A 23,517-nucleotide genomic window follows, 5' to 3' on the forward strand; every position below is an offset into this window, starting at 1 on the left:
GACTAGCTCCCCACAATCCCGTTGATGATGGTGATCAGCGAGCCCGACAACAGGCAGGCCGCGATCCCCCCTCCCATCCACTTGAAGGGCTCGCTGCCGCCGCCGTTCCTCGACTTGTCCGACATGGCGAGCTTGTAGACCCCGAAACCAACAGCGCAGGCGCCGGCCAGCAACAGGAGCCACAGCCCGTAGCCGAACAAGGTGGAGACCGTGTTGTCCAGGCCCGGGATCTTCTTGGGCTTCGCCGCCGGGAGGAGCCCGTCAGCCAGCGTCCAGTTACTCACTTGCTGTTCCCTTCCATCTGCCGCCGCAGCGTGTCGCCGGCGGACTTCACGTCCTTGTACTCCAGGGCCTGCGCGGCGTCCTCGACGGTGCGCAGCACCGGCAGGTAGGGCACCGTGGCCACCCCGGCCAACTGCGCCTGCAAGGCCCGGATGCGATAGCGGGCTTCCGGTACCGGCCGGGCCGGGGCATCGGCCACCCACACCAGCCACGGCCGGGGCAGCTGGCTGTTCCAGCCGCGCAGCATGGCCTCCACGCACACCGCCCCGTACACCGTGGTCTCGGCAAGCAGCACCGGCAGTGCCCCATAGGGCACCGGCTCGTTGGACTGGAGAATGCGGGCCTGGGCGCCGCCCCCCTCACCGTCGAGCATGTGCACCACGGTCGCCACCGCAATGCCGTATCCGTGCACGGGAATCAGCGCGTACCGCAGCCCAATGGGGGCACCGTTTCCCGGAATTGATGCCACCGCCTGAGTGCTCACACCCAACTCCCCCCCGTTTGCCTGTTTTTGCGTCCCAGATCCTGCTTGGGAATCTGGGACTCCAGAGGCTAGCGTGATTTGCGCAGCAAAGCTGCTTACGTTTTTCGCGCCACGGGGAGGGCTCTCAGGATGCTGTTCGACGGTGCGCGGTTCCGCGCCCTGCGCCTCGCATCCGGCCTCTCCATCAGGGCCCTGGCCGCAGCCGCGAACCTTGCGCCCAACACGGTGCACTCCGCCGAGCGAGGCGTTCGCCAGCCCCGCACCCGCGTGGCCCGGGCCCTGGCCAAAGCGCTGGGCGTGCCCCTGCGCGACCTCCAGTGCCCCATCACCGAGGACGCCTCGCTCGCCGACATCCGCCGCGCCCTGGACCTCACCCAGAAGGAGATGGCCGCACGCATCGGCGTCTCCTGGCAGACGGTCTGCCGGGTCGAGCGCGGTGGCCACGTCCAGCTGGCCCTGGACTGGGCCGTCGGCTACGCCCTGACCCTCCCTCAATGGAGGCGCGCACACCAGGTATCCCGTGATCTAGTACGCCGGGAAGCCGCCGCCGAAACGCCGCGGCGCACCACATCACCGCGGGGGGAACGCACTTGAGCACGCTGGTGAAAATCGCCATGGCCGTCTTCGCCCTGTGCGTCGCGACCGTCATGGCGCTCGTCGTCGGCGTCGTCGTCGTCGCTAACGCACAGGCAACCCAGATATCCGCCGACGGCGGCGGCGGACTCCGCGGCGTACCCGCCGAATTTCGGCCATGGATCCTCAAAGCATCGGCCGAATGCACCCACCGCGAGTTATCGCCGGGCCTGCTGGCTGCCCAGCTCAACGAGGAAAGCCACTTCCGCACCGACCGCCAGGCCCGCAGCGGCGCCGGCGCCGAAGGACCCGCACAATTCATCCCCGGCACCTGGGCCACCTGGGGCCGCGACGCGGACGGCAACGGCGTCTCCTCGCCCTGGGACATAGGCGATGCGGTCATGGCCCAGGCCCGGTACATGTGCAGCCTGCTCGGCACGGCCAAGGCCTCCGGCATCCCCGGCGACGTCCGCGGGCTCGCCCTCGCCGGATACAACGCGGGCTGGGGCGCCGTCACCGGTGCCCACCCCCCCGGCATCCCGAACTTCCCCGAGACCCAGGGCTACGTCAAAGACATCCTCGCCAACATCGCCCGGTTCTCCGGCCCCGGCGTCCTCCAGGTCACCGGATCCGGCTCCGGCCCCGACGCCGTACGCCGCGCGGTCACCCGCATCGGCACCCCCTACGCCTGGGGCGGCGGCGGCCCCGACGGCCCCTCAACCGGCTTCTGCGACGGCACCAACGGCTACCTGCACGGCAACTGCTCCGCCTCCGTCACCGTCGGCTTCGATTGCAGCAGCCTGGTGCAGTACTCCTACTGGCCCTCCCTCAAACTGCCGCGCACCGCCGCCGACCAGTACGGCGCCACCTCCAACCACCCAGTCTCGCGCAGCGACCTGAAGCCCGGCGACCTGCTGTTCTGGGCCCACGGCGGATCCATCTACCACGTGGCCATTTACGCGGGTGATGGCAACGTCGTGTCGGCGCCGCGCACTGGCCGCAATGTAGAGGTGGCCGCTCTGACGGCGGCCATGCCGGAGCGCGACTACTACGGCGCCACCCGCCCCTGACCATCCCCCGAGACACGTGTGCCGCAGACCTTCCTCCGGTCTGCGGCACACGTGTGTCAGGCGTGGTTCTACCGGGTCTTGCCGCCCTTCGCGACGGGCCCGGCCTCCCGGTGCGCGGCCACCCCCGGCGTAGCCGGTGCCGCGCCCTTCCCGGCCGCCTTAGTAGGGCCCACGCTCGGCGACGTCGACCGAGCCGCCGCGGTGTTCACCCGCACCCCGGACTCCGCCGGCGCACCGGGAGGCGTGCGCAGCGCATCGACGGCGGCCTTGACCATCCGCCGCCCCATCTTCGACGGCGGACCCTCCTGCCAGGAAGTGTCCTTCGACAGCCGGGCCAGATACTCGGCCACCGGCTCGCCCCGGCTCTCCATGTCCGCCATCCGCGCGGCGACCAAGGGCCAATAATGGTCCGCCACACCCAAATCCGCCTCCCGCTCCAGACCGGGTACCGCCTCGCGCACCATGCGCGCGAACCGCTGGTTCTCCGACGGCGCGATGGCCAACTGCCGAAGGGCCCGCTCACGGTCGCCCAGGTCGAGATCCTTGGGGATGTCCAGCCCGGTCGTCATCGGCCCGTACGACAGCTTCGCGTCCCGGCTCGTGGTCGGCACCTCCGCCGCCGCGAGCACCTTCGCGACCGCCCGGTCGACGCCGACACCCTCCTCGTTCGCTGCCGCGAGGATCGCTCGCACGTCGACTCCGCGCGCGTCCAACTTCGACATCGTCGCGGCCATCTCCGGCCACGCCGGGGACGACAGAATCGCCTCGCGCACCGGTCCTGCCGGCAGCGTCTCGCGCAGGGCTTTCGCCCACTCCTCCGTACCCTCGCGCGCCACCCGCTCGGCGTTCGCCGCGACCTGGTCCCGCACCGTCACGACGATCTCGCCGACGCGCGGGAGCATCGTCTCCAGGTCGACTCCGGCACGCTTCAACGCCATCAACTGCTGGGCAAGCTGAGGCCAGTCCGCGCCCTCCAGCAGAGCCGCGCTGATGTCCGACGGCAGGAGCTTCTTCACCTCCTCGGAGGCCTCCGCCGCCGACTTCTCGGCGTCCGGGAGTTCGTCCTCCTTCCCAGCCTTCTTCTGCTGCTGGCGACGTACCGCGTCCGCGATGGCCATCACCAGACGGAACGCCATGACAGAGGTCTGCACCGCCTCGGCCGCGGCCTCCGCAAATGCCTCGCCTGCCCGGTCCTCTGGCATCGGTGCTGCCATGTCCCACTCCCCTCGTTACCGAGCCCGTCTCGGGCCCTTGCCCTGCTCGTCACCCGGCGGCCGACGTGTCGGTCCGGGCACCCCCGTCTTACGCGGCGTGCCGGTGCGTCCGGTGCCGCCCGTGGACGTCGGCGACGGGCTCTTGCCGGTGGCGGCCACCGTCGCACCGCGCTGACGCTGCCACCCGTCCAGTCGCCATGCAAGCACTTCGGCGACCGAGTCCGCTGAGCCCAACTCCCGTTGGGCGGCCACTGCGGCCAAGACATCGGCCGGGTCTTCCCCCGCTTTCTCGACGGCTGCCAGTCGGGTGCGCAGTGCGGGCCACGCCGGGTCTGCGAGCACGGCACGTGCGTGTCCGGGTACCGCCTCCTGGAGCACGCCCGCCATCGGCCGATCCCCTGAGATCGCTGCCGTCCGGCGGGCTCCCGGGGTCCGGGGCGCGGTGCGCTTCGGGCGGGGTCGGTAGTCGCGTGCCGCCCGCGCGCCGGCGGTCACCTCGACCGCCTCCCGCAGCAGTCGACCGGCCCGTCCGGAGGCCTCCGCCTGGGCTCGGTGCTCCTGCGCCTGGTGCCACTTGCGGGAGGCCTCGATCGCAGTGACCAGGGCGAGCAGGAACCCGAGCGCGGCAACCGTGTCGCTGCGTCCGGCGGCCGCCGCCGACTGGGACAGCAACTGGGTCGATTCCCGGTACAAGGTGCGCGCCTGCCCCTCCAGGATGCGGTCGCCGGGGACGCGCGACGCGCGCTCGAACTCGTACGCCGCGTCCCTCAGCCGGTCGCGCACCATGCGCGGCGAGATGACCGCGGCGATGACGATGAGGTCGCCGAGCGCGGCGACATCTCCGGCGCCCTGATGCAGTCCGCCCGCACCGAGCTGGTCGGCGGCCGCGCGCACGCGCCGCTCCGCCTCCTGCCACATCTCCGCCGGCGCGACCGTCGGCACGGACACCGGTGTCGTCCAGCGCTCCCGGACGCGCGGCAGGGACAGATCGGAGGCGAGCCGGGCGCCAGGGAAGAAGACCGCGCGCTGTCCGACGTCGCGGTCGCCGGGCATCGCGACGGAGTACCCGGTGATGTTCCCGTCCGGGGCGACGCGCTTGTTCACCCGGAGCCCGGCCGCGGTGAGCCGGGCGAAGAAGTCGTCTTCACCCGTAGCGGCGGCGGCGGCCTGGCGGACCGTCCGCTGGAGCGTCTCGCGAACTGGCTCCGCCAGTCCGCGACGGACCGCCTTTTCCTGCTCGCCCGTCTTCGGCCACTTCCTCGCGGTCTTGTCGCCGTGCTTCAACCGGCGTAGCCCGAACTCGACCTCGAAGTTCCTCGCGGCCATGTGCATGTTGGGGATGTCCTGCCGCAGCCGCGGCTGCCGACCGTCCTGCCGGGCCTGCGTCGCAACGATGTGGATGTGGTCGTCCGCGTGACGGATCGCGACCCACCGGCAGGCCTGGTCGTCGCCGTGCTTGGCGATGCCGGAGGCGTGCATCATCTCGCGGGCAACCCGTGCCCATTCTTCGTCCGTCAGGAGTCGGTCCTCGGGCGCGTTGCGGACCGCGACGTGGTACACGTGCTTGGCCGGTCGCTTGCCGAGCAGGGCGTGTACCGGGGCGTCCAGGATGAGCGCCAGGTCGGCGATCGTCATGTCCGGCGAACGTGCCGGGTCCTCGACAAAAGGGTCGTCCCACGACGCCACCATGTGCGGGTTGGTGTGCTCGTCGCGCTTGCCCGGGCCGTACAGGTAGTCCAGCAGTCCCTTGGTGTCGGTACCGTCCCGGGCCTTCTTCGGCATCACGAGCGCAGACGCCGTTCGCGCATCACCTGGAGCGTCGCCTCGTCCATGCGTCGCACGCTCTTGAGAATCGCGTCCAAGGTGGCCGCGAGCTGGGCACCGGTCACCGTACCGTCGGCATTCAGGGCCTTCGCGATCTGGTTGACGTTGTTGCCGAGGCGTGAGGCCTGATTGCGCGCCTGGATGAGTTCGGCAATGAGGTCGCGGGCGTCGACCGAGACGGGAACGACCTTCTCCTTCGCCACGTTCAGCGCGGCGTCGCCGACCCACGCGGCGAGGGCCTGGTTGTCGCGGTCGGCGGCCTCACGGACGATCGTCAGCTCGGTGTCGGTGTAGGAGACTTTGAGGCGGTTATCGCGGCGGCCATCGGCCTCGCGCTCGCGGTATCGCGTGCTGCGCTCGGAGACACGGCGTCGGCCGTCCGCTGCTGATGGCTCTGCCACGGCAGCCCCCTTTCCAACCCCCCGGTCCGTCCTCGGACCAAAGATCACCGGCCGCCCACAGTAGTGGGCCTAAAGCCGGTGATCACGCAAACTGGGCCCAGTTTGCACTAACTCGCTTCCGGTGGCTGAGGCCATCCGGAAGCGCACACGGTGCACGTGGCAACCCGTCAAAAACCCCCACGGCCTGCGGTGATGAGCATGCCCCCGCAGCCGCCGTCCGTGCCGTACCAGTACGATCACGGCATGGCGAGTTCACACGACTTCATGCAGAAGATGAGGGAAGCCCAGGCGGCCCGCGAGAAGGCCTTCGAGCCGCTGGCGGACATCCTGGGGAAGCGCGCGGACCTCCAGCGTCAGTTGGCGGAACTGGACGCGCCGTACGCCGAGGCGTTCGTCGCCGCGGAGACGGCGGGATGGACCGCGGAGGAGCTGACGGCCATCGGCGCCGAGGAACCGGCGAAGCGTCCGAAGGGGCGACGAACGTCGCGACGGTTGGCGAAGAAGGAGACGCCGAGCGGGACGCCGAGCACCCCCGCAACAGAGTCTCCGGAGGCCTCGCCCGCGACTACGATCCCCGGGCAGGAAGGTGCCGGAGGGACCGCCCCGGCGACCGCCGGAAGTACCTCCGGCTGACCACGACGAACACAGAGAATGGGCCCCGCTGCGCGGGGCCCTTCGCGTTGTGCACGCATCCCTCCCCGGCCTCTCCAGTGTCCGGCCGGGCTCCTCCGCGTCAAGGTCGTACGTCCGCTCCTCGCCGCGTCGCTCGTTCCTCCCGACGCGCCTGCGGTGCGGGCGCTCCACCTTGACACTCCGTCCCCCGACCTGGGGAAGGCCTTCACGGGGAGGAAGGAAAAAGGGTCGGCGCCCCGGGGTCCGGCGGGCGGTTCGGGCCGTCTCGCGAGTGCGACTGGAGGGGGTGGAGCATTCCAGAAAACTGGAACACACAGCGGTGCCCCGGAACCCTCACGGACAGGTTCCGGTCCACCCGCTTCCGGCCGCTGCCCGCGACGGGGGTGGCGCGGGCAGCAGGGTTCGGGTGCGGGGCAATCCCGCTGCTACGGCAGGACCTCACAGGTCGCCCGCACGATCATCCCGTCCCGCATCCGCCTGACCGTGGAGCCGCTTCAATTCCTTCGCCGGCCACTCCGTTCCGGTGCCGCCGGGGCGAGTAGCCGACGGGGACAGGACAGCCCCGGCGGACCGCCGTGTTCCAACGGCCCGCCGGGGCTTTGGTGTTGCGGGGTGGACGCTCTTATGCCGCCGTCGCGGTCGGCGCGGGTTCCTCGGCGAAGAGGTTCAACTGCTCAGGCTCGGCAGCAACCGTCGCCCCCGTGTCGATGCCGTACAGCTCGTGCACGTACGCACGGACCTTGTCCTCCCAGCGGGCGTCTCCGAGGATGCGGCCGAAGATCGCGGCAGACACCATCGGGCAAACCGCGTCTGCTGGTAGCTGGGCGAGCTTGCGCACACCTCGGTCGTCGCGCCGCGTCTTGATGTACCTCCAGGGGTAGTCGGCGGGGAAGCCGACGAGGCGGCCGATGTCGGACTGGCTGATGGTCTCGCCGGTCTCAGAGTCGGCCCACCCGTACACGGTCGCGGTGACGCAGGTCGACGGGAGGTCGGCGCTGCGCGAGCCGCCACCCTTGGCCCTACCGGTGGCGGGGTCGACGGGCCGGTGACCGCGCGTCAGGTAGGTCCGACCGGTGGGCCAGCCTACGACCTGCGCGAAGGTCGGGGCCGGGATCGGGGCGGCCGGGACGACGTCCACGAATGGCGTCTCGGCACCGCGGTGGGCGGTCATGAACCGGCGCTTGCGGTGGGAGGCTCCGTAGTCGACGGCGTCCAGCGTCCACGCCTCCGTGGTGTGCCAACCGGCCTGCGTCAGCTCGCCGAACAGTGCCTCCTCGATCTGTTTGGGCAGTGCGCTCGACTGCTCGACCATGACGCACTCCAGGAGGTTGCTGCCGAGCCGCGCGAGCATCCCCAGCGGCCAGATGATGACCTCCGCCATCAGCCCGGCGCGCACGTCCTCCAGCTCCGCGAGCGGCGCGCGGACCTCGTCCCAAGTGTCGCCGGAGCGGGGCGCGTAGCCGCTCTCCGAGTGCTCCCAGGGCAGGAACCCGGCGGCGGCGCCCGCCTCCCAGATGACGCGGCAGATGGTGTCGATGGCGGCGTCGTAGCGGCCCTTGCCGAGCCCGCTCGGGGTGAACGCCTGGCACGGCGGGGTGAGGGCAATGATGCTGACGAACTGGAGCGCCGGGGACTCCGGGTCCAGCGCGGTCACGTCCGCGTGGATGACGCGCAGCCCGGCGGCGACGGCGGTAGCCACGGCGCCGCCGTCCAGGTCGATTCCGATGATGTCGACGTCCGCACCGAGGATGTCGCGCAGACCGAGGGAGAGGCCACCGGGACCGTGGAAGAGGACGACCACGCGCTTGCGGAGGATGCGGCCGAAGGTGTCGCGCTCCGGCGCGAACAGCCACTCGATCGGGAACGGCGCCGCGTACCACTCCAGGAGTCGGCGGGTCTCGTCGTCCAGCGCGGCAAGCCGCTCGGCGGTGACCGGGCCCTGGGACTCGAACCGCCCCAGGGCGACGGCGGCGCGCTCGCCGCGAGCCTCGCGGGCGAGTTCCTCGACGCGCTCGTCATAGCCCTCGTTCACCGCGTACGCGCACTCGGCGATGCGCTCGACGGCGTTGAATGCCCACTCCTCGGCCTGCTCGCCGGGGTTCAGGTCGGCGTACTCGGTGAGCAGGGCGGCGGTCGTCTGGCACTCGGTCAGTGCGGGGTGTCCGGCGGTCGCGGAGAGGGCGGCGGCGTCGGCGGCTTCCTGCTTGGCGGCGTCGGCGGCGAAGTCGGCGCTGGCGGTCGTCGCGGGGCGAAGAAGGCTCAGCATCCCGCCGGCGGGGGCATGGGTAACTCCCATGGGGCCACGTCCTTGGTGTCGTTGAGGGTTCTCGGTGTGGCCCGGGGGCCGGTGCCGGTCGGGATTCCCGCCCCTTCCGACGTAACTAATACTCTCAAGTTTTATGGTGTGGGTCAACCCCCATACGCCACAAAATCCCTGGCCAGAAGCGTTTTTGAGGGAGTTTCAGACGCCGCTCGCCACCCCTCCGGCGGAAGCCCCCCGACCCCACCCACCGATCACCCCCACCAGCCCGCAGTTCACTGCGCTCCCCCTCCCCCTCCGAGTAGGGCCGGGGGTGTGGGGGCGGAGCCCCCGCTGTCTGGACCGGTGCGCGTCGACCGGCCGCGCCACGAACTCACCTCTTAAGAGGTGGGATTGAGCGTCAGGGCGGATCGGCGGCGGGTACGGCGACGGCCAGTGCACCCCCGTGCCCCGGGGGCGCACTGGCCGTTGTCGGGCGGGGTGCCTACTGCTGGTTCAGCTTGCGGGCCTGGGTGATGAGCCGCTTCCAGGTGTCGACGGATTGGCCGTGCTGCTCGGCGAGGGCTGCGGCCACCTCGCCAGCCTTCCGGCCGGGCAGCGCAGCCAGCGCCTCGGCGGCCAGCTGGACGCGCGGGTCGGGCGCCTTCGCCTCGTGCTTCTTGGGGTCGGGGCCGGAGGGGCGGCCGCCTTTGGTGCCGAACCCGCCGACCGGGTTGTCTACCCATGCCCAGAGCTGGGCCCGGGTGCGGTACTCGCGGGTGCGGGTGGTCAGTTGCTCGGTGTGGACCGGGTCCGGCCACTCCGGCGGCGGGTTCTTCGTGTACTGGGTGATCCGGGCCGGGTCGACGCCGAGGACGCGCGCCTGCCCCGCCGGCGGGAGCGGCTCGTCCGGGTCGCCGGTGCGGTCGACGCGGGACAGGTCGCGGGGCCGCTTGCAGTGCTCGGTGAACCAGGCGTCCCACACCTGGACGTCCCAGTGCATGACGCCGTCGATGTCGTGGGCGGCGGGGTGGCCGTTGGTCCGGCGGTCGCGCCACAGGGCACCGAGGGTGGCGCGGCTGTAGCCGCTGTGCTCGATCAGGTCCTCGCGGTTCGCCCACGGGCGGCCGTCGACGGTCTTCACGGGTGTGCTCCTGGTGGTGTCGGTCGTGGATACGATGGTGACTGGTTCGGTTGTGGGTCTGTTGAGGGCCCTCGGTGGCCGGACCGCACGGCCCGGCGGGATTCCCACGCTTTTGCGCCCCGCCGGGCCGCTCGATGTCCGGCTCCGGGGCGGTCAGCTCCGGGCGCGCTCGATGATCTCGCGCAGGCTGATGGACGGCTTGAACTGGTAGCCCATGTCGGTCTCGGCCTCGGCGTACTCCTCGAACAACTCCGGGTTGAGCTGCGCACTGCGCACGAGGTCGTCGGTGTGCGCGAGGGGGCAGGCTCGGCAGCTCAGGCGCCGCATGCCCTGGTCGTAGGCCTCGTGGTGCTCGATGCCGTTCTCCCGGTGCAGCTCCCACACCTGCTCGGTGCTGAGCCGGTGGACCGGCAGCCACGTCGTCACGACGCGCAGCGTGCCCTTGCCGCTCATGCGGTTGCGCTCCAGAATCGGCTTCTTGGCGCGGGCCCTCGACTCCTCGGCGCGCATACCCATCGCGTACCCGGCGCGGACCGGACGCCCGAGCCGCAGCTCGGCGCCGACCTCGTCCACGTAGTCGCGGCCGACCGCGGTCTTGGTATCGCTCGTGCAGTAGCGCGCGAAGTGGCCCGGCCAGCGGCCGTGGTCCCGAATCCGCTCCCACAGCGAGCCCCACAGCTTGCTCCGGCGCACGGCGAACGGGACGCCGTACTGCTCGGCGTGGGAGCGGGCGACTTCGAGCGCACCGGGCCACTCGACCAGGTGGCCGCGCTCGGTGGTCCCGAGGTCGCAGTGCAGGATGCGGACCTTGTGGAGCTGGCCCGCCTTGTCGGCCCGGGTGCAGACCTCGTGCACCGTGCCCCCGCTGTCCTTGCCGCCGCTGTCGCCGACGACCACGACGTCGTGGGCGTCGAAGTCGAACTCGGCGGACTGCGCGGGCACGGCCGACGCGACGGCCGGCGCGGCGAACAGTTCCATCTGGGCGGCGGCGCACCCGGCGGCGCACGGCGGGGTGAGGGGCTTCTTCGTCACGGTCGTCTCCTGGTTGAGGTGTTCGGTGTGGTCGTGCCAGGTCCCGGCCGGGGGAGCGGGATTCCCGCCCCGCTCCCCCGGCCGGTCTGACCGGTCAGTCGCCCGTCCGGTCGACCCGGGCGTAGTTGTGGAAGTCGTCGCTGGCCGGGAAGTCGGTCGCCTCGGTGACGCGTGCGCATACCCAGGTGCACAGCTCGCCGGGCGTGTCCTGCTGGCCGCTGAGCCACCGATGGATGCCGGGCTGCACCTCGAAGAAGACTCCGTCCTGGTCCTCGGCGTAGAACTGGGAGTTGCCGCCGAAGCCGTACTCGTCCGCGTAGTCCCACACGCAGACCAGGTAGATCCCTGCCGTGTCGTAGATGCGGTAGAAGATGGTCCGGATGTCTTCTGGGGTGTATCCGTCCTCGAACCGGCCCCGCAGGTCGGCCATCTCGGCGAGCAGCTCCTGGTCCAGGTCCTTCGGAGCCACCTGCTCGGCTTCCTGGTTCTCGTGCTCGCCGCCGTGCTGGACGATCAGGGCGCGCACGGCCTCGACCGGCACGTCCAGGTACAGCGAGCCGTCGCCGAACTCGCCCCCGGTCAGCCACACCTCCCACTGGTCCTCGCTCTCCCACGCCTCCGTGTCGGGGGCGGTCAGGCCCGGGAACAGAAAGACCTCCGCTGTCTCGGCGCCGGGGCCGACCTTGAGGGTGAGCACGTGCCCGTCGGCGAGACGGATGCCGTCGAAGTCCTCATTGGTCCCGTCGGTCGCGAGGCTGTCGAGTCGCGGCGTACTGATAGTCATGGCGTGCCCTTCGTCCGTTGAGCGTTCTCGGTGTGGCCCGGGGGCCGGTGCCGGTCGGGATTCCCGCCCCTTCCAGCGTAACTAATACTCTCAAGTTTTTGGGTGTGGGTCAACTCCCCTCCCCTGGCGAATCCGCAGTTCAGGGCCGCGCGCGCGGGCCCACCCCGGAAGGCGGGCCCGTGCGGGAGACGTGGCGCCGGTCGGGGTCAGCCGCGGGCGAGCTGGGCGAGGTCGGCGCGCTTGTCGTGCAGCGCAAACACCGCTTCCAGCAAGGCCTGCGCGGCTTCCTCCGTGGCCGCCGCGGTGAGGTGGCCGTGCAGAGCCTCCAGCGCGGCAACGAGCCGGGCATCGTCGGCGGTGAGGTCGTCGCCTTCGCGGCCGACCACGAGCGGGCGGCCGGTCACGGCGTGGGTGACGTACTGCGCGAGCTGGGCGGGGAAGCCGGTGCCCGGGGTCTGGATGGCCACGACCTCGGCGGCGGCAAGGGCAAGGTCGGCGTCGGTCGGGATTCCGTCGGCGGCCGGGGCTTCCTCGTAGAAGGAGAGGGCCGCGGTGTCGAGCAGGTCGGCGAGTACGTGCAGCGCGCGGCCGTTCCAGGCGGAGGCGAAGAGGGTGCGTCGGCGGGCGAGGCTCGCGAGCGCGGTGGCGCGGGCGGCGGCGGTGCGGGACTGCTCGGTCGGCTCGAAGACGGTCATGTCGGGTTCCCTCCAAGGGGGGTTGAGGTTCCTCGGTGTGACCCGGGCGGCGGCGGGATTCCCGCCCCGCCGGCGCCCGGGCGGTCTGGTGTGGCCGGTGGTGCCGGGCCCGGAGAGTTGTCCGGGCCCGGCGGTCGGCGGGCCTACTTCTGGTAGGCGGGGATCAGGGCGCGGACCTTCTCGGCGCCGATGCATCCGCCGTCGTGGCGGTAGATGCTCGGCGGCTGGCCGTTGCGCCCGCGGTGGTGGCTCCAGTAGCGGACGCCGGACCAGTCGCACAGCTCGCACTGGAGGTACCAGGGGTTGTCCGACCCCGGGAAGCCGTGCAGTACGGCCCGCCAGTGGTGCTCGGTGAGTCCGGCGAAGGCGGTGCGGGCGCCCGCGATGTTGCGGTCGCTGGCGGGCATCCTCGGGTGCAGCAGGGGCACCGGGCCGTTCAGCGGCTTCGGGTCCTCGGCGCGGATCAGATCCAGAGCGACGGCGGTGACGCGACCGGCGGCGTACTCCTGGGTGAGGTACGCGGCGGCCATGTCGATGCCCTTGGTCCCGGTCTCCGGGCGGCGGAGGTTGTGCTCGCCCTCGGTGGTGACGACCAGCCAGTCACGGTGCCAGCGGTAGGCCCGCCCGATGACGCGATCCTTCCCGATGATCACGGGGTAGCGGCACTCGATGTCCGGCTCTCCGATGCGGAACGGCAGGGTGGCGGTGCTCATGAAGGCTCCTTGCTGAGGGTTCTCGGTGTGGTGGGGCCCGGCGGGCGGACGGGATTCCCGCCCCGTCCGCCCGCCGGGCGGCGTGGTCAGCTGCCGGTCGGCGTGTAGCTGATCTCGCACGGGAACTGGTTGGGCTCCCGGATGCTCAGGTAGATGACGCTGCCGTCGGTGGACGCCATGCACGCGCCTCCGGGGAGGTGGAGGACGAGGTCGCGCCACATGGCCGCGCTGTTCACCGTGGCGTGCTGGGGCTGCTTGCCCGGGCGGCGGGTGACCTTGCGGATCTCTGCCCCCCACTTCACGACCGGCGTTCCGATCAGGCCTCCGGCCTTGGCGGGCACAATCGGCGTGCGGCTCGGCGCGACGTCGCGCAGGGCGTCCGCGAAGCGCAGGTAGTCCGCGCACTCGCTGACCAGAACGGGGCAGTCGAGGAACTGCCCGAAGCGGACTTCGGGGATGCGCACGTAGGTGGACGGCACGGTCTGGTCGCCCTCGGCACCCTCGCGCGTGGAGTAGACGATGCTGTCGTACCAGCCGTCTTCGAGCCCGACGGCCACCCACCCGGTGACTCCAGACTTCAGCATCAGCGCCATCAGGTCCGACATCTGGTCGGCCGCCCCGGCGACGTCGTCGCGAGTCTTCATGATTCTCCCTGGATCGTTGAGGTGTTTCGGTGGTGGGCCCGAGGGCCCGGTGTCGGCCGGGGATTCCCGCCCCCGGCCGCACGCGGGGCGACTCAGGCCTGGTCGGCGGTCTCGTCGGCGCCGATGGACATCAGCAGGAGGGCCCAGTCCGGGCCGCCCTTGGCCTGGACAAGCCCGGCGTACAGAAGCGCGGCCTCCTGGTCGGTGACGGCGCGCACGCCGTGCTCGGCGAGGAAGGCGTCGACCGACTCGACCGGCTCGTCGGCGTACCGGAAGTGCTCGACCAGGCCGTGGATGCCACCGGGCTCGCCGTTCTCCCAGAGCTGGACGGAGAAGGTGCGCAGGCGGGGGTCAAAGACGGGACGGAGCACGGCGTCGGTGCCGTCCAGGGCGAGGCGGTCAAGCGTGGCGAAGTCGAACACGGCGATTCCTTCGGTTCGTTGAGGCATTTCGGTGTGGCCCGGAGGCCGGTGCCGGGTGAGGATTCCCGCCCCCTTCCGACGTAACTAATACTCTCAAGTTTTGGGGTGCAGGTCAACTCTCAACACGCAGAAAACCGCAGGTCAGAGGGTTTTTTTCAGAAAGATTCCGGGGTGCGGCGACGCTTCCCGCGCCCCCCCCTCCGGCAATCCGCCGCCGACACGCTCCTCGGCCCCTGCCGGGCCGCACCGACGCGGAGCGACCACACGATGCCCCGGCCACCGCGCGGCAGCAGCTGCTCCCCGCCAGCCACGGCTCCACGGTGCGGTCGCCTCACGCGCGGACGGGTCGACGGCGGGGGCACGGGCCGAGCCCAACTCCGCCCCGGAATCCGGCATACCGAACAGCACCCGGGCACCCCTCCTCCGCCGCCAGACGCTTTTTCGCAGCCCAGTGCGCCCGCGGCCGCCGTCCGGGGTGGCCACGCATGCCATGTGACGGTAGGCGCCCCACCGATCACCCGCAGGTTCTCCCGCCGGGTACACATCATTCGGGGTGGGTGCCATCACCGGCGGCCGCGCCGGGCTACAGCGCGGCCCGGGTCCCGATGTAGCGGGTGGTGTCGCAGGCCACCCGGCTGATCCCGACGAACTGTACGCACACCTTGGTGTCCGTGCCGGTGTCGAATGCGGACCAGGAGTAGGAGAGGGTCGATCCCACCCGGCGGGCGGTCTCCACCGGCCCCAGCTGGCGGCCGTGCAGGGTGAGCCGGACCGGCCGGGACCGCTCGGACCGCGGGGGGTTCACCCAGATGGCCGTCACCGCATTCCAGTGGTTCCGCCCCTCCAGCCGTACGCACACCTGCGGGCCCGACCAGTGATGCGTGCACGCGCTGCCGTCCGCGGCCGCCGGCGCCGCGGCCGGGATCACACACGCCAGAGCCAGGGAGGTACTCAGGCACACGATGCGTCGCATGCCCGGCCCAACGCCCGGTGGCCCGTCCCTGGGACGGGCCGCCGGGCAGGACCACCCGCCCGGGTGGCCTGCGGGGACCGGCACAGTTTTCGTGACTCGCCCCCAACCGCCGTGCAGGCGTGGCAGAGTGGGAGTCCTCCCCGCCGCTGCGGGGGTGTTCCGCAAGACGGGTCAGGACCCCAGACAGGCTCGCTGCGTTCCCCGCCGACGCGGGGGTGAACCGCCGAAAGCGCCCACCCTTGGATGGTGGGCGCTTTCGTCATGGTGGTGTCCTACGGCGCCGATTCATGGGCCAGAACAGCACGCCGGAGCGACGGCAACCCCCCGGCAGGTCCGGGACGGCGCGGGCTCACTCCTCGTCGTCGCCCTCGGCGTCGGCGTAGTCGATGCGCGCGCCCGTCTCCTCGGCGGCGCGGGCGCAGACCTGCCGGTGCCAGGACGCCGACCACCGGCCGCCCGGGTGGGCGGCCAGGTACTCCTCATCGTTCCGGTAGGTGATGAGCGCCTCGCTCTGTTCGTCGCCGCCGGCGACCTCGGCGACCAGTTGCTTGACCGCCTCGGTGGTGGCCTCCTTCAGTTCGGCGATCTCGGGCCGGATCCGGCCGGGGATGGCGTCGCGGCCCTGCTCCCACGAGCGCAAGGTGCGGGGGTTGACGCCCAGCCGCTTCGCCAGGTGGTCACCGGTGAGCCCCAGGGCCTCGCGGGCCGTCCGCAGCTCCGCAGGAGTCAGCGGATCGTCCTCGGCGAGCTCGTCCCGCAGGGACCGCAGATAGTCGTCCAGGCCGGGGCAGACGATGACGGAACCCTCGCCGCATCCGGCCAGGTCGGAAAGGATCTCCTGCTCGATCTCGTCCAGGCGGGCGTCGGTGGTGTCGGCGGTGATGTCGTAGTCCTCGGCCTCGCTGCCGTTCGTCGCGCCGTCCACGTCCCACTCGGTGACCAGGTCACTGGGGTCGAATCCCTGGGTGGACAGACCGAAGGTGTCGTAACCGTCGTCCTCCCCGAGATGCTTGATGATCTCTTCCTCGGCCGCCTCGGCGTCCTCGCCGAGCCGGGCCACCACGTTGTTGCCGTTCCGGTCCAAGTCCTGCTCCCAGTCGGCAAGGATCCGGTCTGCGAACGGCGCGATCTCCCGCATCACGCGGTTTGCGGCCTCGGCAGTCAGGGCGGGGATGCTGTAGCGGCGCTCAAAGCCGTAATAGACGCTGAACGGAGTGGCGTTGCCCACCTCGGCGTTGTAGTCGGCAAGCAGCGTCCCCTCCCGCAGGTCGAGTTCGATGTAGGCGGCCTGAGCCTTCGACTCCTGGTCGTAGCGGCGGTACAGCTCGTCCGGGGCGGTGCATTCGATGATGCGCACGGTCGTCACGGCGTTCCTCCAGAGGGAAGCGTGGAAAGTCAGGGGCGCCACGGGACTTGGCCCGGTCGTAGCGCAGTGCGGTGGTGTCTTCTCCGAGTCACTTACGGAGCGGGCTGGGGATGACCCCTGCCTCACACACTCACCGTACACCCTAAATTAGGGTGTAGCGCAAGCATGGCGCGCGACGTTTCCGGCACCCCGCAGGGCCCGCACCCCTGCGGGATGCCGGACCGGATCAGGCGGACCACCCTGGATACATGAGCAGCACCACGCCGGTCGTCGTGCACCGGATCCAGGGGGAGGGTGGCCGCCGGGTCACCATCTGGGGTCGGATCGCGGGCGTGGTCTACAGCGACGGCGACCTCATCGAGGTGCTGAGGATCGCGGGCCTGCCCGACCCGGACCAGATCGTGGCCACCTTCACTTCCTCGGTCCTGGAGTGGCGCGACGGGCCGCCGCACGACTACGGGCGCGGCCCGGGCGAGCCGGTGCCCCGCCCGGCCCCCCGGCGCTGAGCCCGACGCCGGTCCCCTCCTCTTCGACGACGGCCCGCCTGGCTGGTGACCGGCGGCGTACCGGGGGCTGCGGAGTACGGCCAGAGACGACAGAGGGGCCTGGCGAGAGCGAGTCTCGCCAGGCCCCTGAGCTGCGGTTTCAGTACAACTGAATGCGCGTTAGGACGATGTGCGGGGGGTCGGCGTCGGCGAGGATGACGTACTCGGCGAGGCCGAGCGAGCCGTTCGCGCCGATCGGCATGCGCCGCTGCTGTGGCCACTTCTCCGATGCGGTACTGCTCGGCACCTCGCCGCGGGTCTCGTTGATCACGACGGTGGCGGCCACGATCGCGCCGAACACGTCACCGGGCAGAGCCGGGTCCATGAGGAGCGCGGAGACCTCGTCCGACAGCACGCACGGCAGGCCCTCGGGCTCCTCGCCGTACGGCTCACTCAACGGGCAGACCTGCCTCGCGGCGGCGGGCGACCAGGTCAGCGACCGGGGTTGTCGGGAGCGTTCCGTCCAGCGCGGCCGCGGTGAGCCGGTCCCCGGCCGGGTCGGTGTCGAGCATCGCCTCGCACCACCACCGCTTGAGGACGCCTTCCGCCTCCTCGGGCGCGGCGGCCAGGAACTCGCGGTAGAACTCCATGCGGCGCGCGCCGGACAGCGCGGCCGCGATGCCCTCGCCGTGGCGCGGAACGCGCTCCGGCTCGTGCGGATGGATCGGCTGTGCGGTCATCGCGTGCCCCTTTCGGTCTGCTCCGAGTCTGCCCGCTCGCGGCGGCCGCCGTCGACCGGCTGCGCGGGAACCGTGGCCCGCTCCGCCTCCCACTCGGCGCTGGACGCGCGCCCGGCCTCTGCGACCGCGTCGGCGAGTTCGCCGGCCAGCCGGTGAATCGCGCCCGCGTCCGGGTCGCCGATCGAGGTCACGGCCAGCACCTCGCGCACCTGGCTGTACGCGGAGGAGATGCTGAAGGCGCCCGGGCTGCGGGTGCACCCCTTGAAGGTGCCCCGGTCCTGCTGCCCCAGCTCGCGGCGGACCCGCTCCAGCCGGGCGACGTTGACCGTCGGTTGCTCGGCGCCGCGCTGGGCCTTGATGACGGTGTCCAGGATGCTCCGCATCGCGGGGTAGACACCGTTCCAGCGATCGGCGATATCCTGGGCTCGGGACTCGGTGATGAACCTGTTCCGCACTTCGGTGGCGATCATGTCGAATTCCTCTTTCCGCAGGTCAGAAGCCTGTACCGAGGTCACGGGCACGCGCATAGTGCCCCTGGAAGGCGACGGTGACGACGCCCGTCGGTCCCTGCCGGTTCTTGCCGATGATCAGGTCCATCTCGCCCGCCCGTTCGTGCTCCTTGTCGTACGCGTCGGGCCGGTGCAGGAGGATCACGGCGTTGGCGTCGGCCTCGATCGACCCGGACTCGCGCAGGTCGGCCATCATCGGCTTCTTGTCCTCGCGCTTCTCGACCTCGCGGTTGAGCTGAGCCGCCGTGACGACGATGATCTCGAACTCGCCGGCCAGTTCCTTCAGGCCCCGGCTGACCTCGTCCACCTCGCCGGTGCGGTTCTGCCCGCGCTTGCCGGAGGCCTTCATGATTTGGAGGTAGTCCACGACCAGGACGCGCGGGAGCTTGCCCAGCATCTGGAGCCAGCGCAGCCGCGACCGCAGTTGCACGATGGTGGCCGCCGGGCCGTCGTCCACCACCAGCGGCGCCCCGCCGATGTGCTGGGCAGCGTCGTAGATCCGCTGCTTGTCGTCGTTCTCGTAGTGCCGGTCCTTGACCCGGTTCAGCGGCACGCGGGCCTCGGCGGAGATGATCCGCTCCATCAACTGCGGTCGGCTCATCTCCATGGACGCCATCAGCACCGGGATGCGGTGCGTGATCGCCACGTGCCGGGCGATGTCGAGCAGCACCACCGACTTGCCGATCGCCGGGCGGGCCGCGATCACCACCAAGTCGCCGGGCTCCATCGGGAGCATGGCCTGAAGGTCGGCGTACGGCAGCGGCAGGCGGGCGGGCGGCGGCGCGTCCATGCTGACGAGGTAGTCCTCCAGCATGTCGTCCACCTCCTGGACGCGCTCCAGCCCGCCGCCGGCGCCGAGCTGGGCCGCCGACTGCATCTCGCCCTGGGCCGCGTTCACGATGTCGGCGACCTCGCCCTCGGCGGCGTAGCCCATCTGCACGATCTTCGTGCCCGCCTCGATCAGGCGCCGCAGCTTGAACCGCTCCACCACGATCTCGGCGTAGTACTCGGCGTTCGCCGCCGTCGGCACCGACTGCACCAGGGTGTGCAGGTAGGAAGCGCCGCCGACCCGCTCCAGGTCGCCTTTCTTCGCCAGGTGCGCCGCGAGTGTGATCGGGTCGACCGGCTCCTTGCCGTACATGTCCATGACCGCGTCATGGATCGTGCCGTGTGCCGGGAGGTAGTACGCCGGGCTGCTGACCCCGGCCGCGTGGACGTTGCCGATCGCGTCCTTCGACAGCAGCATGCCGCCGAGCGCGGACCGCTCCGCCTCCAGGTCGTGCGGGGGGACGCGCTCGAACGCCACCGCCTGCCCCGTTCCGGGCTCGTCATCGAACAGCGAGCCGCCGCCGTCCTCGATCCCGTCGTGCTGGGTGGGTACGCTCATGGGTGAATCCCTTCTTGAACTGGGGTGATTCGAGCGGCGGCAGGGGCCTTTCCACGGGCTCCCCTGCCGCCGTCGTACTGCGGGGGTATTAGGCCAGCACCGGCTTCTTGACGTTGCTGGGGTGGCTGGGGTGGCACTCGCACCGGACCAGACGGCCGTCGTCGGCCTCGCGCAGCCGCTGGCCCGGCTGGGCGGGCGGGATGCCGTCGTTGCACTTGCCGCACCAGTCGGGCAGCGCCGGGCGCTGGCCGGGCACCGCGGTCACCTGTGGGACGAACCGCTCCAAATGACGCGGCAGCGAGTACCAGTTGGCCCGGCTGCCCATGTCGGCGGCCGCGGCGACCAGGTGGTCCACGTCGATGCCGTCGGCGAGCAACTGGGCCGCGTCGCGGACCATCGCCATCCGGCCCCGGGCCGGAACGCCGTGCCCGTGCGTCTGGCGGGACTCGATCCAGGCCTCGGCCACCCGCACGTCGTCGTGGGTGTCCGGATCCTCGGCGGCAGCCGAGGGGGCGGTGTCGTTCTCCGGCGAAGCCGAAGTCTCCTCTCCTCGTCCCGTCCCGGCCTCGGCCGGGACGGTGGGGTCCGTTGGGGCACCCGGGTCACCAGAGAGAGAGGCTTCTTTGAGAGAGCTTCTTAGAGGGTGATCGTTTTCGCTGGTCAGGGGAAGATCCGTTCCAGTTTTCTGGTCTGGCGTTCCAGTTTTCTGGAATGGCGATCCAGTTTTCTGGAATGGGGGGTCTTCATCGGCCGCAACCTGGGGCGTTCCAGTTTTCTGGAACGGCTGCCCGTCGGCGTCCACCAGCCGCACCCGAGCCAGGCTCTGGCCGTTCGCTGCGGTCTCCACCTCGGTGAGATGAGTCGGTGGCTGCGGCGGGTTGTCCCGCCAGTCCGGGGTGTACGCGTCCAACTTGTCCCACGCGTTCCGCCAGCCGAAGTGCTCGGCGTCCGGCGGCAGGTCGTTGACGGTGAACCCGCGAGAGATGCCCTGCGCGGCCCGCGCCTTGCCCTTGAGCTTGGTGATGCCCGCCAGCTCCACCGAGTCCTTCGGCACGACCAGGTTGAGGTTCTCCAGCGTCTTCAGCACCTCGTACATCGCGCTGACCGACATGGGCTTGTCGTTCGGGCCGGGCAGCAGCCAGCACAGTTGGTCGATCGTCATCCGCCGCATGCCGCTGCGCGGCCGGCGGGAGGCCTCGGTCATCATCGACCGCAGCAGGGTGTAGAGCCGGTACGCGGTGTGTGTCATCCCCGGCATGAGCATCACGTAGTCGCGCACCATGGTGTATGACCAGTAGTCCGTGATCGTGCCGGAGAACTCGAACAGCTCGTCGCCGTCCGGCAGAGCGGCAGCGGCCAAGGCCTTCTGCGGGCGCTTCACGCCGCCACCGCCTCGGCGGCGGAGAACACAGCGGGCGCGACCGTACGGGGTGGCGCCGCGACGCTGAGTGTCGTCGGGTGGGTCTGGTACATCGTGCGGGATCTCCCCTGAGTGGTTTGGGGAGTCGCAGACCGACAAGTGACGGAAAAGAAACGTTGAGCTGGGGGCACGCTGCTGCGTGCGCACCACTGCTCGTTCTATCCTGTGCATGGTGACCTCGGGCCTGTAGGAAGGCTCGGGCCCCGGCGTCATCGCCGACCTACGACTCAAGCTGTGGAGGCGGGAGTCGATTTAGATGGCCGTTCTGCTGGCAGGCAGGGCGGCCATCGGCGTATCAAGGGGCTCGTGCCGGCCGGAGCGAGCCGAGGACGTAGCCGCCGGTGGTCGTGCTGCGGATGACTGGCCATCCTGCGATCTTGCACCTCTGGCGCCGAAGTCCTGAACGCATTTTCGAGCTGCCGGTGTGCCGCTGCGGCGAAGACAGGTGCTGAGTTCGAGTCATCGTGGTGCCTTCCTGGTTCCGTTGGTTTCACCGCGGTTGCGGCTACTCGGATCAGTGCGGCGCCGACCACCACAATCGGCTGCCACTCCGCGCAGTGCCTCCCGGTGTGCTCGGGAGGGGAGCCCTGCGTCTCGCGCATTGTCCTCCCCCGAGGGTGCACTGTGTGGTCAGCCTGCCAAATCCGGTGTGTCGACGGTGCACAGGGGGGTGTTGGAGTGCACGACGAGCGACGCAGGGCGCTGGGCCATCCAGCCGGAAAGGCGATGGGACGGAGCCTCGGTCCGAACGTGCTCGAACCCCTCGTTCAGGTAGTAGCTCTGCAACTTCGTGTTGTCGCGCCATACGTCCAGCCGGAGCCATGGGAGCTGTCGGTCACGCGCGACTCCTCCGGCCCAGTCGAGCAGTCGGCCCCCGAGTTGCTGGCCAGCCGCCGAGCGAGCCGTGATGAGTTTCGCGACGTAGACCGCTGACTCGGGGGCATCAGCCCTCGTCCAGAAGTCCGCGTCTGGACGCGCCAGGGTGATGGTCCCTAGCAACTCGCCAGTCGCGTCGGGAACCACCCAGGTGCGTCCTTCGGCGATATCGACCTGCCACTTGGCCAGGGCGCGGTCTCGAAAGCCGGGCGAACGCCACTGGTCGATGCCCGCGTTGGCGAGCCACTCCTCGGCTTCGATCCGCAGCTTCATGAGGGCGTTGGAGTCGTCCGGGGAGGCCGGGCGGATGAACTGTGGCAAGGGTCAGTCCTCGATCTCGTAGACGAGCGTGTTGAGGTCGCCGGGGGCGATAGTGACCATGCAGCGGACGACCATTCCGGCCGAGTTGTAGCCGACTCGGACGTGCCGCAGGACCGGGACCGTGCTGCCGGTCGGTAGCCCGAGGCGTACGGCCTGGTCGGCAGTCAGGGTCCACGCGCGGAGCTTGTCCACCTTGCGCGTCTGGGCGTACTGCCTGTCCTTGATGTTCGCCAGGATGCCTCCCGGCATCGTGACGTCCTCTTCGTCCATGAGCGGCGTATCGAACGCGACCTCGGTGGGGAACCAACTGTCGGCGAGCTGGAACGGCTCGCCATCGACGCGGCGAGTTCGCCGGCGGGCGACGACGAAGGTTCCTGGCTCCACGCCAAGCTCCCTCGCGATGTCCGTCGGTGCGCGTTCCACGCTGACCGTGGGGGTGTCCTGACTGGGCACTCGACCGAGTTCGAGGATCGCGGCCTTCCAGTCGTCGATGCCGTTCTCGACGTCATCGCGGCGGTTGCCGTGCTCGAACCGGTGCATGGCGAACTCGATCGGCTCGACCCACCGAACGAAGACGCCCTTCCCCTGCTGACTGGTGACACGTCCTTCGGCGCGGAGGATTCCGACAGCCTGCCGCAGTGTCTCGGCGCTCGTCTCGAATTCCGCGACCAGGACGCGAGTTGGCGGTAGCTGGCGCTCAATAGCGCCGTTGTCGATGCGCGAACGCAGGACAGCGGCGATGTCTTTCGCCCCCATCCGCTTCTTTGGCTGGCGGGTTGTCATGCGGAACAGAGTACCCGGCTTGTCTAGTGAAGCTAGCTCGGGATGGAACTTCTTTGGTCGCCGACTCCATTTCCGCAGGTAGAAGTTGCATTCCCCGTTTCAGTGACGCGCCGTCAGAGCCGTTTTGGCTCTTGGTTGTTGACGGCTTGCCTGGTGAAGGCTTACGGTCATTCCAGCTTCACCAGTTAACTAGGGAAGTGTTCGGAAGGGTGTGCTCGCCATGCTCCTTCTGACCTGCTTGAACTGCTCGAAAGCGCACCGTCAGAGCTGGTCTGACCAGCACGGAACCACCGTCAGATGACGACAGGCCGGGACGGGAGTGCATGTTCACTTGAGAACTGAACAGCGTGCCAAAAGATGAGTAATTGGGCTGGATGGCCGCCGGGCGCTCTCCACGCGAGAGCTGCCCGGCGGCACTCCAAAGGCACAGGTCATGAGGGGCGTGCCCGACTGGTTCGGGCTCTCCGGAGACAGGGGTTCGAGTCCCCGCTCGCCTACCGCGC

Annotated in this window: 26 protein-coding genes; 4 read left to right on the forward strand and 22 right to left on the reverse strand. The window is 70.3% G+C overall.

All coding sequences use genetic code 11. The features are described from left to right. Window positions 1-2: 2 nt before the first annotated feature. Complete coding sequence (locus OHA17_RS42015; RefSeq protein ID WP_331718767.1) at window positions 3-284, reverse strand: hypothetical protein; 282 nt, start codon at window positions 282-284, stop codon at window positions 3-5. Beyond that, complete coding sequence (locus OHA17_RS42020; RefSeq protein WP_406511019.1) at window positions 281-766, reverse strand: hypothetical protein; 486 nt, start codon at window positions 764-766, stop codon at window positions 281-283. Before OHA17_RS42020 ends, OHA17_RS42015 begins: the two co-directional genes overlap by 4 nt. Window positions 767-895: 129 nt before the next feature. On the opposite strand from OHA17_RS42020, the gene OHA17_RS42025 reads away from it, so the two are divergent. Together OHA17_RS42025 and OHA17_RS42030 are read left to right on the forward strand one after the other, a co-directional pair. After that, window positions 896-1,360 (forward strand): helix-turn-helix transcriptional regulator, encoded by a 465-nt coding sequence (locus OHA17_RS42025; RefSeq protein WP_331718683.1) that lies wholly within the window; start codon window positions 896-898, stop codon window positions 1,358-1,360. After that, the gene (locus OHA17_RS42030) at window positions 1,357-2,409 is read left to right on the forward strand and encodes a bifunctional lytic transglycosylase/C40 family peptidase (protein WP_331718684.1); all 1,053 of its coding nucleotides are present in this window, start codon (window positions 1,357-1,359) and stop codon (window positions 2,407-2,409) included. Before OHA17_RS42025 ends, OHA17_RS42030 begins: the two co-directional genes overlap by 4 nt. Before the next feature lie 68 nt (window positions 2,410-2,477). Here OHA17_RS42030 and OHA17_RS42035 read toward each other — a convergent pair whose 3' ends face one another. From OHA17_RS42035 to OHA17_RS42045, 3 genes are read right to left on the reverse strand one after another with little or no spacing between them, the layout of a single operon-like run. After that, window positions 2,478-3,623 carry a hypothetical protein gene (locus OHA17_RS42035; protein WP_331718685.1) on the reverse strand — a complete coding sequence of 382 codons (1,146 nt, stop codon included), beginning with the start codon at window positions 3,621-3,623 and terminating at the stop codon, window positions 2,478-2,480. Window positions 3,624-3,638: 15 nt separating this feature from the next. Next, window positions 3,639-5,405, reverse strand: coding sequence for a relaxase/mobilization nuclease domain-containing protein (locus tag OHA17_RS42040; RefSeq protein WP_331718686.1), 1,767 nt, complete (start codon window positions 5,403-5,405; stop codon window positions 3,639-3,641). Next, window positions 5,405-5,848: a plasmid mobilization protein gene (locus OHA17_RS42045; RefSeq protein ID WP_331718687.1), complete on the reverse strand. Its 444-nt coding sequence runs from the start codon at window positions 5,846-5,848 to the stop codon at window positions 5,405-5,407. Before OHA17_RS42045 ends, OHA17_RS42040 begins: the two co-directional genes overlap by 1 nt. A 243-nt stretch (window positions 5,849-6,091) precedes the next feature. Between OHA17_RS42045 and OHA17_RS42050 the strand changes: the two genes are divergently transcribed. Continuing rightward, window positions 6,092-6,481 (forward strand): hypothetical protein, encoded by a 390-nt coding sequence (locus tag OHA17_RS42050; RefSeq protein ID WP_406510999.1) that lies wholly within the window; start codon window positions 6,092-6,094, stop codon window positions 6,479-6,481. A gap of 622 nt (window positions 6,482-7,103) precedes the next feature. Here the strand turns inward: OHA17_RS42050 and OHA17_RS42055 are convergent. From OHA17_RS42055 to OHA17_RS42100, 10 genes are all read right to left on the reverse strand, one after another. Then, on the reverse strand, window positions 7,104-8,777 hold the full coding sequence (locus tag OHA17_RS42055) for a hypothetical protein (RefSeq protein ID WP_406511000.1): 1,674 nt from the start codon (window positions 8,775-8,777) through the stop codon (window positions 7,104-7,106). A gap of 448 nt (window positions 8,778-9,225) precedes the next feature. Continuing rightward, window positions 9,226-9,864, reverse strand: coding sequence for a hypothetical protein (locus OHA17_RS42060; protein WP_331718690.1), 639 nt, complete (start codon window positions 9,862-9,864; stop codon window positions 9,226-9,228). A 153-nt stretch (window positions 9,865-10,017) separates the two neighbouring features. Continuing rightward, entirely contained in the window at window positions 10,018-10,896 is an 879-nt protein-coding gene (locus OHA17_RS42065; protein WP_406511001.1) for a phosphoadenosine phosphosulfate reductase family protein, read from the reverse strand. A gap of 94 nt (window positions 10,897-10,990) precedes the next feature. Beyond that, window positions 10,991-11,680: a hypothetical protein gene (locus OHA17_RS42070; RefSeq protein WP_331718692.1), complete on the reverse strand. Its 690-nt coding sequence runs from the start codon at window positions 11,678-11,680 to the stop codon at window positions 10,991-10,993. Window positions 11,681-11,886: 206 nt separating this feature from the next. Next, complete coding sequence (locus OHA17_RS42075; protein ID WP_331718693.1) at window positions 11,887-12,375, reverse strand: hypothetical protein; 489 nt, start codon at window positions 12,373-12,375, stop codon at window positions 11,887-11,889. Between the two features lie 143 nt (window positions 12,376-12,518). Further along, window positions 12,519-13,088 carry a hypothetical protein gene (locus tag OHA17_RS42080; protein ID WP_331718694.1) on the reverse strand — a complete coding sequence of 190 codons (570 nt, stop codon included), beginning with the start codon at window positions 13,086-13,088 and terminating at the stop codon, window positions 12,519-12,521. 86 nt (window positions 13,089-13,174) lie between these two features. Next, complete coding sequence (locus OHA17_RS42085; RefSeq protein ID WP_331718695.1) at window positions 13,175-13,732, reverse strand: hypothetical protein; 558 nt, start codon at window positions 13,730-13,732, stop codon at window positions 13,175-13,177. A 92-nt stretch (window positions 13,733-13,824) separates the two neighbouring features. Continuing rightward, the gene (locus OHA17_RS42090; protein ID WP_406511002.1) at window positions 13,825-14,154 is read right to left on the reverse strand and encodes a hypothetical protein; all 330 of its coding nucleotides are present in this window, start codon (window positions 14,152-14,154) and stop codon (window positions 13,825-13,827) included. 583 nt (window positions 14,155-14,737) lie between these two features. Continuing rightward, complete coding sequence (locus tag OHA17_RS42095; RefSeq protein WP_331718697.1) at window positions 14,738-15,127, reverse strand: hypothetical protein; 390 nt, start codon at window positions 15,125-15,127, stop codon at window positions 14,738-14,740. 349 nt (window positions 15,128-15,476) lie between these two features. Then, window positions 15,477-16,493: a helix-turn-helix domain-containing protein gene (locus tag OHA17_RS42100; RefSeq protein ID WP_331718698.1), complete on the reverse strand. Its 1,017-nt coding sequence runs from the start codon at window positions 16,491-16,493 to the stop codon at window positions 15,477-15,479. Between the two features lie 248 nt (window positions 16,494-16,741). On the opposite strand from OHA17_RS42100, the gene OHA17_RS42105 reads away from it, so the two are divergent. Next, window positions 16,742-16,999, forward strand: coding sequence for a hypothetical protein (locus tag OHA17_RS42105; RefSeq protein ID WP_331718699.1), 258 nt, complete (start codon window positions 16,742-16,744; stop codon window positions 16,997-16,999). Between the two features lie 139 nt (window positions 17,000-17,138). Here OHA17_RS42105 and OHA17_RS42110 read toward each other — a convergent pair whose 3' ends face one another. The 7 genes from OHA17_RS42110 to OHA17_RS42140 form a co-directional block, all read right to left on the reverse strand. Beyond that, window positions 17,139-17,435 (reverse strand): hypothetical protein, encoded by a 297-nt coding sequence (locus OHA17_RS42110; RefSeq protein ID WP_331718700.1) that lies wholly within the window; start codon window positions 17,433-17,435, stop codon window positions 17,139-17,141. Beyond that, window positions 17,428-17,718 carry a hypothetical protein gene (locus tag OHA17_RS42115; protein ID WP_331718701.1) on the reverse strand — a complete coding sequence of 97 codons (291 nt, stop codon included), beginning with the start codon at window positions 17,716-17,718 and terminating at the stop codon, window positions 17,428-17,430. Before OHA17_RS42115 ends, OHA17_RS42110 begins: the two co-directional genes overlap by 8 nt. Further along, window positions 17,715-18,188: a hypothetical protein gene (locus OHA17_RS42120; protein WP_406511003.1), complete on the reverse strand. Its 474-nt coding sequence runs from the start codon at window positions 18,186-18,188 to the stop codon at window positions 17,715-17,717. The genes OHA17_RS42115 and OHA17_RS42120 overlap by 4 nt, the downstream gene beginning before the upstream one ends. Before the next feature lie 22 nt (window positions 18,189-18,210). After that, on the reverse strand, window positions 18,211-19,614 hold the full coding sequence (locus OHA17_RS42125) for a replicative DNA helicase (protein ID WP_331718703.1): 1,404 nt from the start codon (window positions 19,612-19,614) through the stop codon (window positions 18,211-18,213). Between the two features lie 88 nt (window positions 19,615-19,702). Next, window positions 19,703-20,995: a hypothetical protein gene (locus tag OHA17_RS42130; protein WP_331718704.1), complete on the reverse strand. Its 1,293-nt coding sequence runs from the start codon at window positions 20,993-20,995 to the stop codon at window positions 19,703-19,705. A gap of 669 nt (window positions 20,996-21,664) precedes the next feature. Then, window positions 21,665-22,231: a GNAT family N-acetyltransferase gene (locus OHA17_RS42135; RefSeq protein WP_406511004.1), complete on the reverse strand. Its 567-nt coding sequence runs from the start codon at window positions 22,229-22,231 to the stop codon at window positions 21,665-21,667. Between the two features lie 3 nt (window positions 22,232-22,234). Then, window positions 22,235-23,014: a GntR family transcriptional regulator gene (locus OHA17_RS42140; protein ID WP_331718706.1), complete on the reverse strand. Its 780-nt coding sequence runs from the start codon at window positions 23,012-23,014 to the stop codon at window positions 22,235-22,237. Between the last annotated feature and the right edge of the window lie 503 nt (window positions 23,015-23,517).

The organism is Streptomyces sp. NBC_00212 (assembly GCF_045206365.1).
Classification (GTDB): domain Bacteria; phylum Actinomycetota; class Actinomycetes; order Streptomycetales; family Streptomycetaceae; genus Streptomyces.

Coding starts and splice junctions, on each gene's coding strand:
- OHA17_RS42025 (WP_331718683.1), top strand. CDS start 896: ATGCTGTTCGACGGTGCGCGGTTCCGCGCCCTGCGCCTCGCATCCGGC.
- OHA17_RS42035 (WP_331718685.1), bottom strand. CDS start 3,623: ATGGCAGCACCGATGCCAGAGGACCGGGCAGGCGAGGCATTTGCGGAG.
- OHA17_RS42040 (WP_331718686.1), bottom strand. CDS start 5,405: ATGCCGAAGAAGGCCCGGGACGGTACCGACACCAAGGGACTGCTGGAC.
- OHA17_RS42050 (WP_406510999.1), top strand. CDS start 6,092: ATGGCGAGTTCACACGACTTCATGCAGAAGATGAGGGAAGCCCAGGCG.
- OHA17_RS42055 (WP_406511000.1), bottom strand. CDS start 8,777: ATGGGAGTTACCCATGCCCCCGCCGGCGGGATGCTGAGCCTTCTTCGC.
- OHA17_RS42070 (WP_331718692.1), bottom strand. CDS start 11,680: ATGACTATCAGTACGCCGCGACTCGACAGCCTCGCGACCGACGGGACC.
- OHA17_RS42075 (WP_331718693.1), bottom strand. CDS start 12,375: ATGACCGTCTTCGAGCCGACCGAGCAGTCCCGCACCGCCGCCGCCCGC.
- OHA17_RS42080 (WP_331718694.1), bottom strand. CDS start 13,088: ATGAGCACCGCCACCCTGCCGTTCCGCATCGGAGAGCCGGACATCGAG.
- OHA17_RS42085 (WP_331718695.1), bottom strand. CDS start 13,732: ATGAAGACTCGCGACGACGTCGCCGGGGCGGCCGACCAGATGTCGGAC.
- OHA17_RS42095 (WP_331718697.1), bottom strand. CDS start 15,127: ATGCGACGCATCGTGTGCCTGAGTACCTCCCTGGCTCTGGCGTGTGTG.
- OHA17_RS42105 (WP_331718699.1), top strand. CDS start 16,742: ATGAGCAGCACCACGCCGGTCGTCGTGCACCGGATCCAGGGGGAGGGT.
- OHA17_RS42115 (WP_331718701.1), bottom strand. CDS start 17,718: ATGACCGCACAGCCGATCCATCCGCACGAGCCGGAGCGCGTTCCGCGC.
- OHA17_RS42120 (WP_406511003.1), bottom strand. CDS start 18,188: ATGATCGCCACCGAAGTGCGGAACAGGTTCATCACCGAGTCCCGAGCC.
- OHA17_RS42125 (WP_331718703.1), bottom strand. CDS start 19,614: ATGAGCGTACCCACCCAGCACGACGGGATCGAGGACGGCGGCGGCTCG.
- OHA17_RS42140 (WP_331718706.1), bottom strand. CDS start 23,014: ATGACAACCCGCCAGCCAAAGAAGCGGATGGGGGCGAAAGACATCGCC.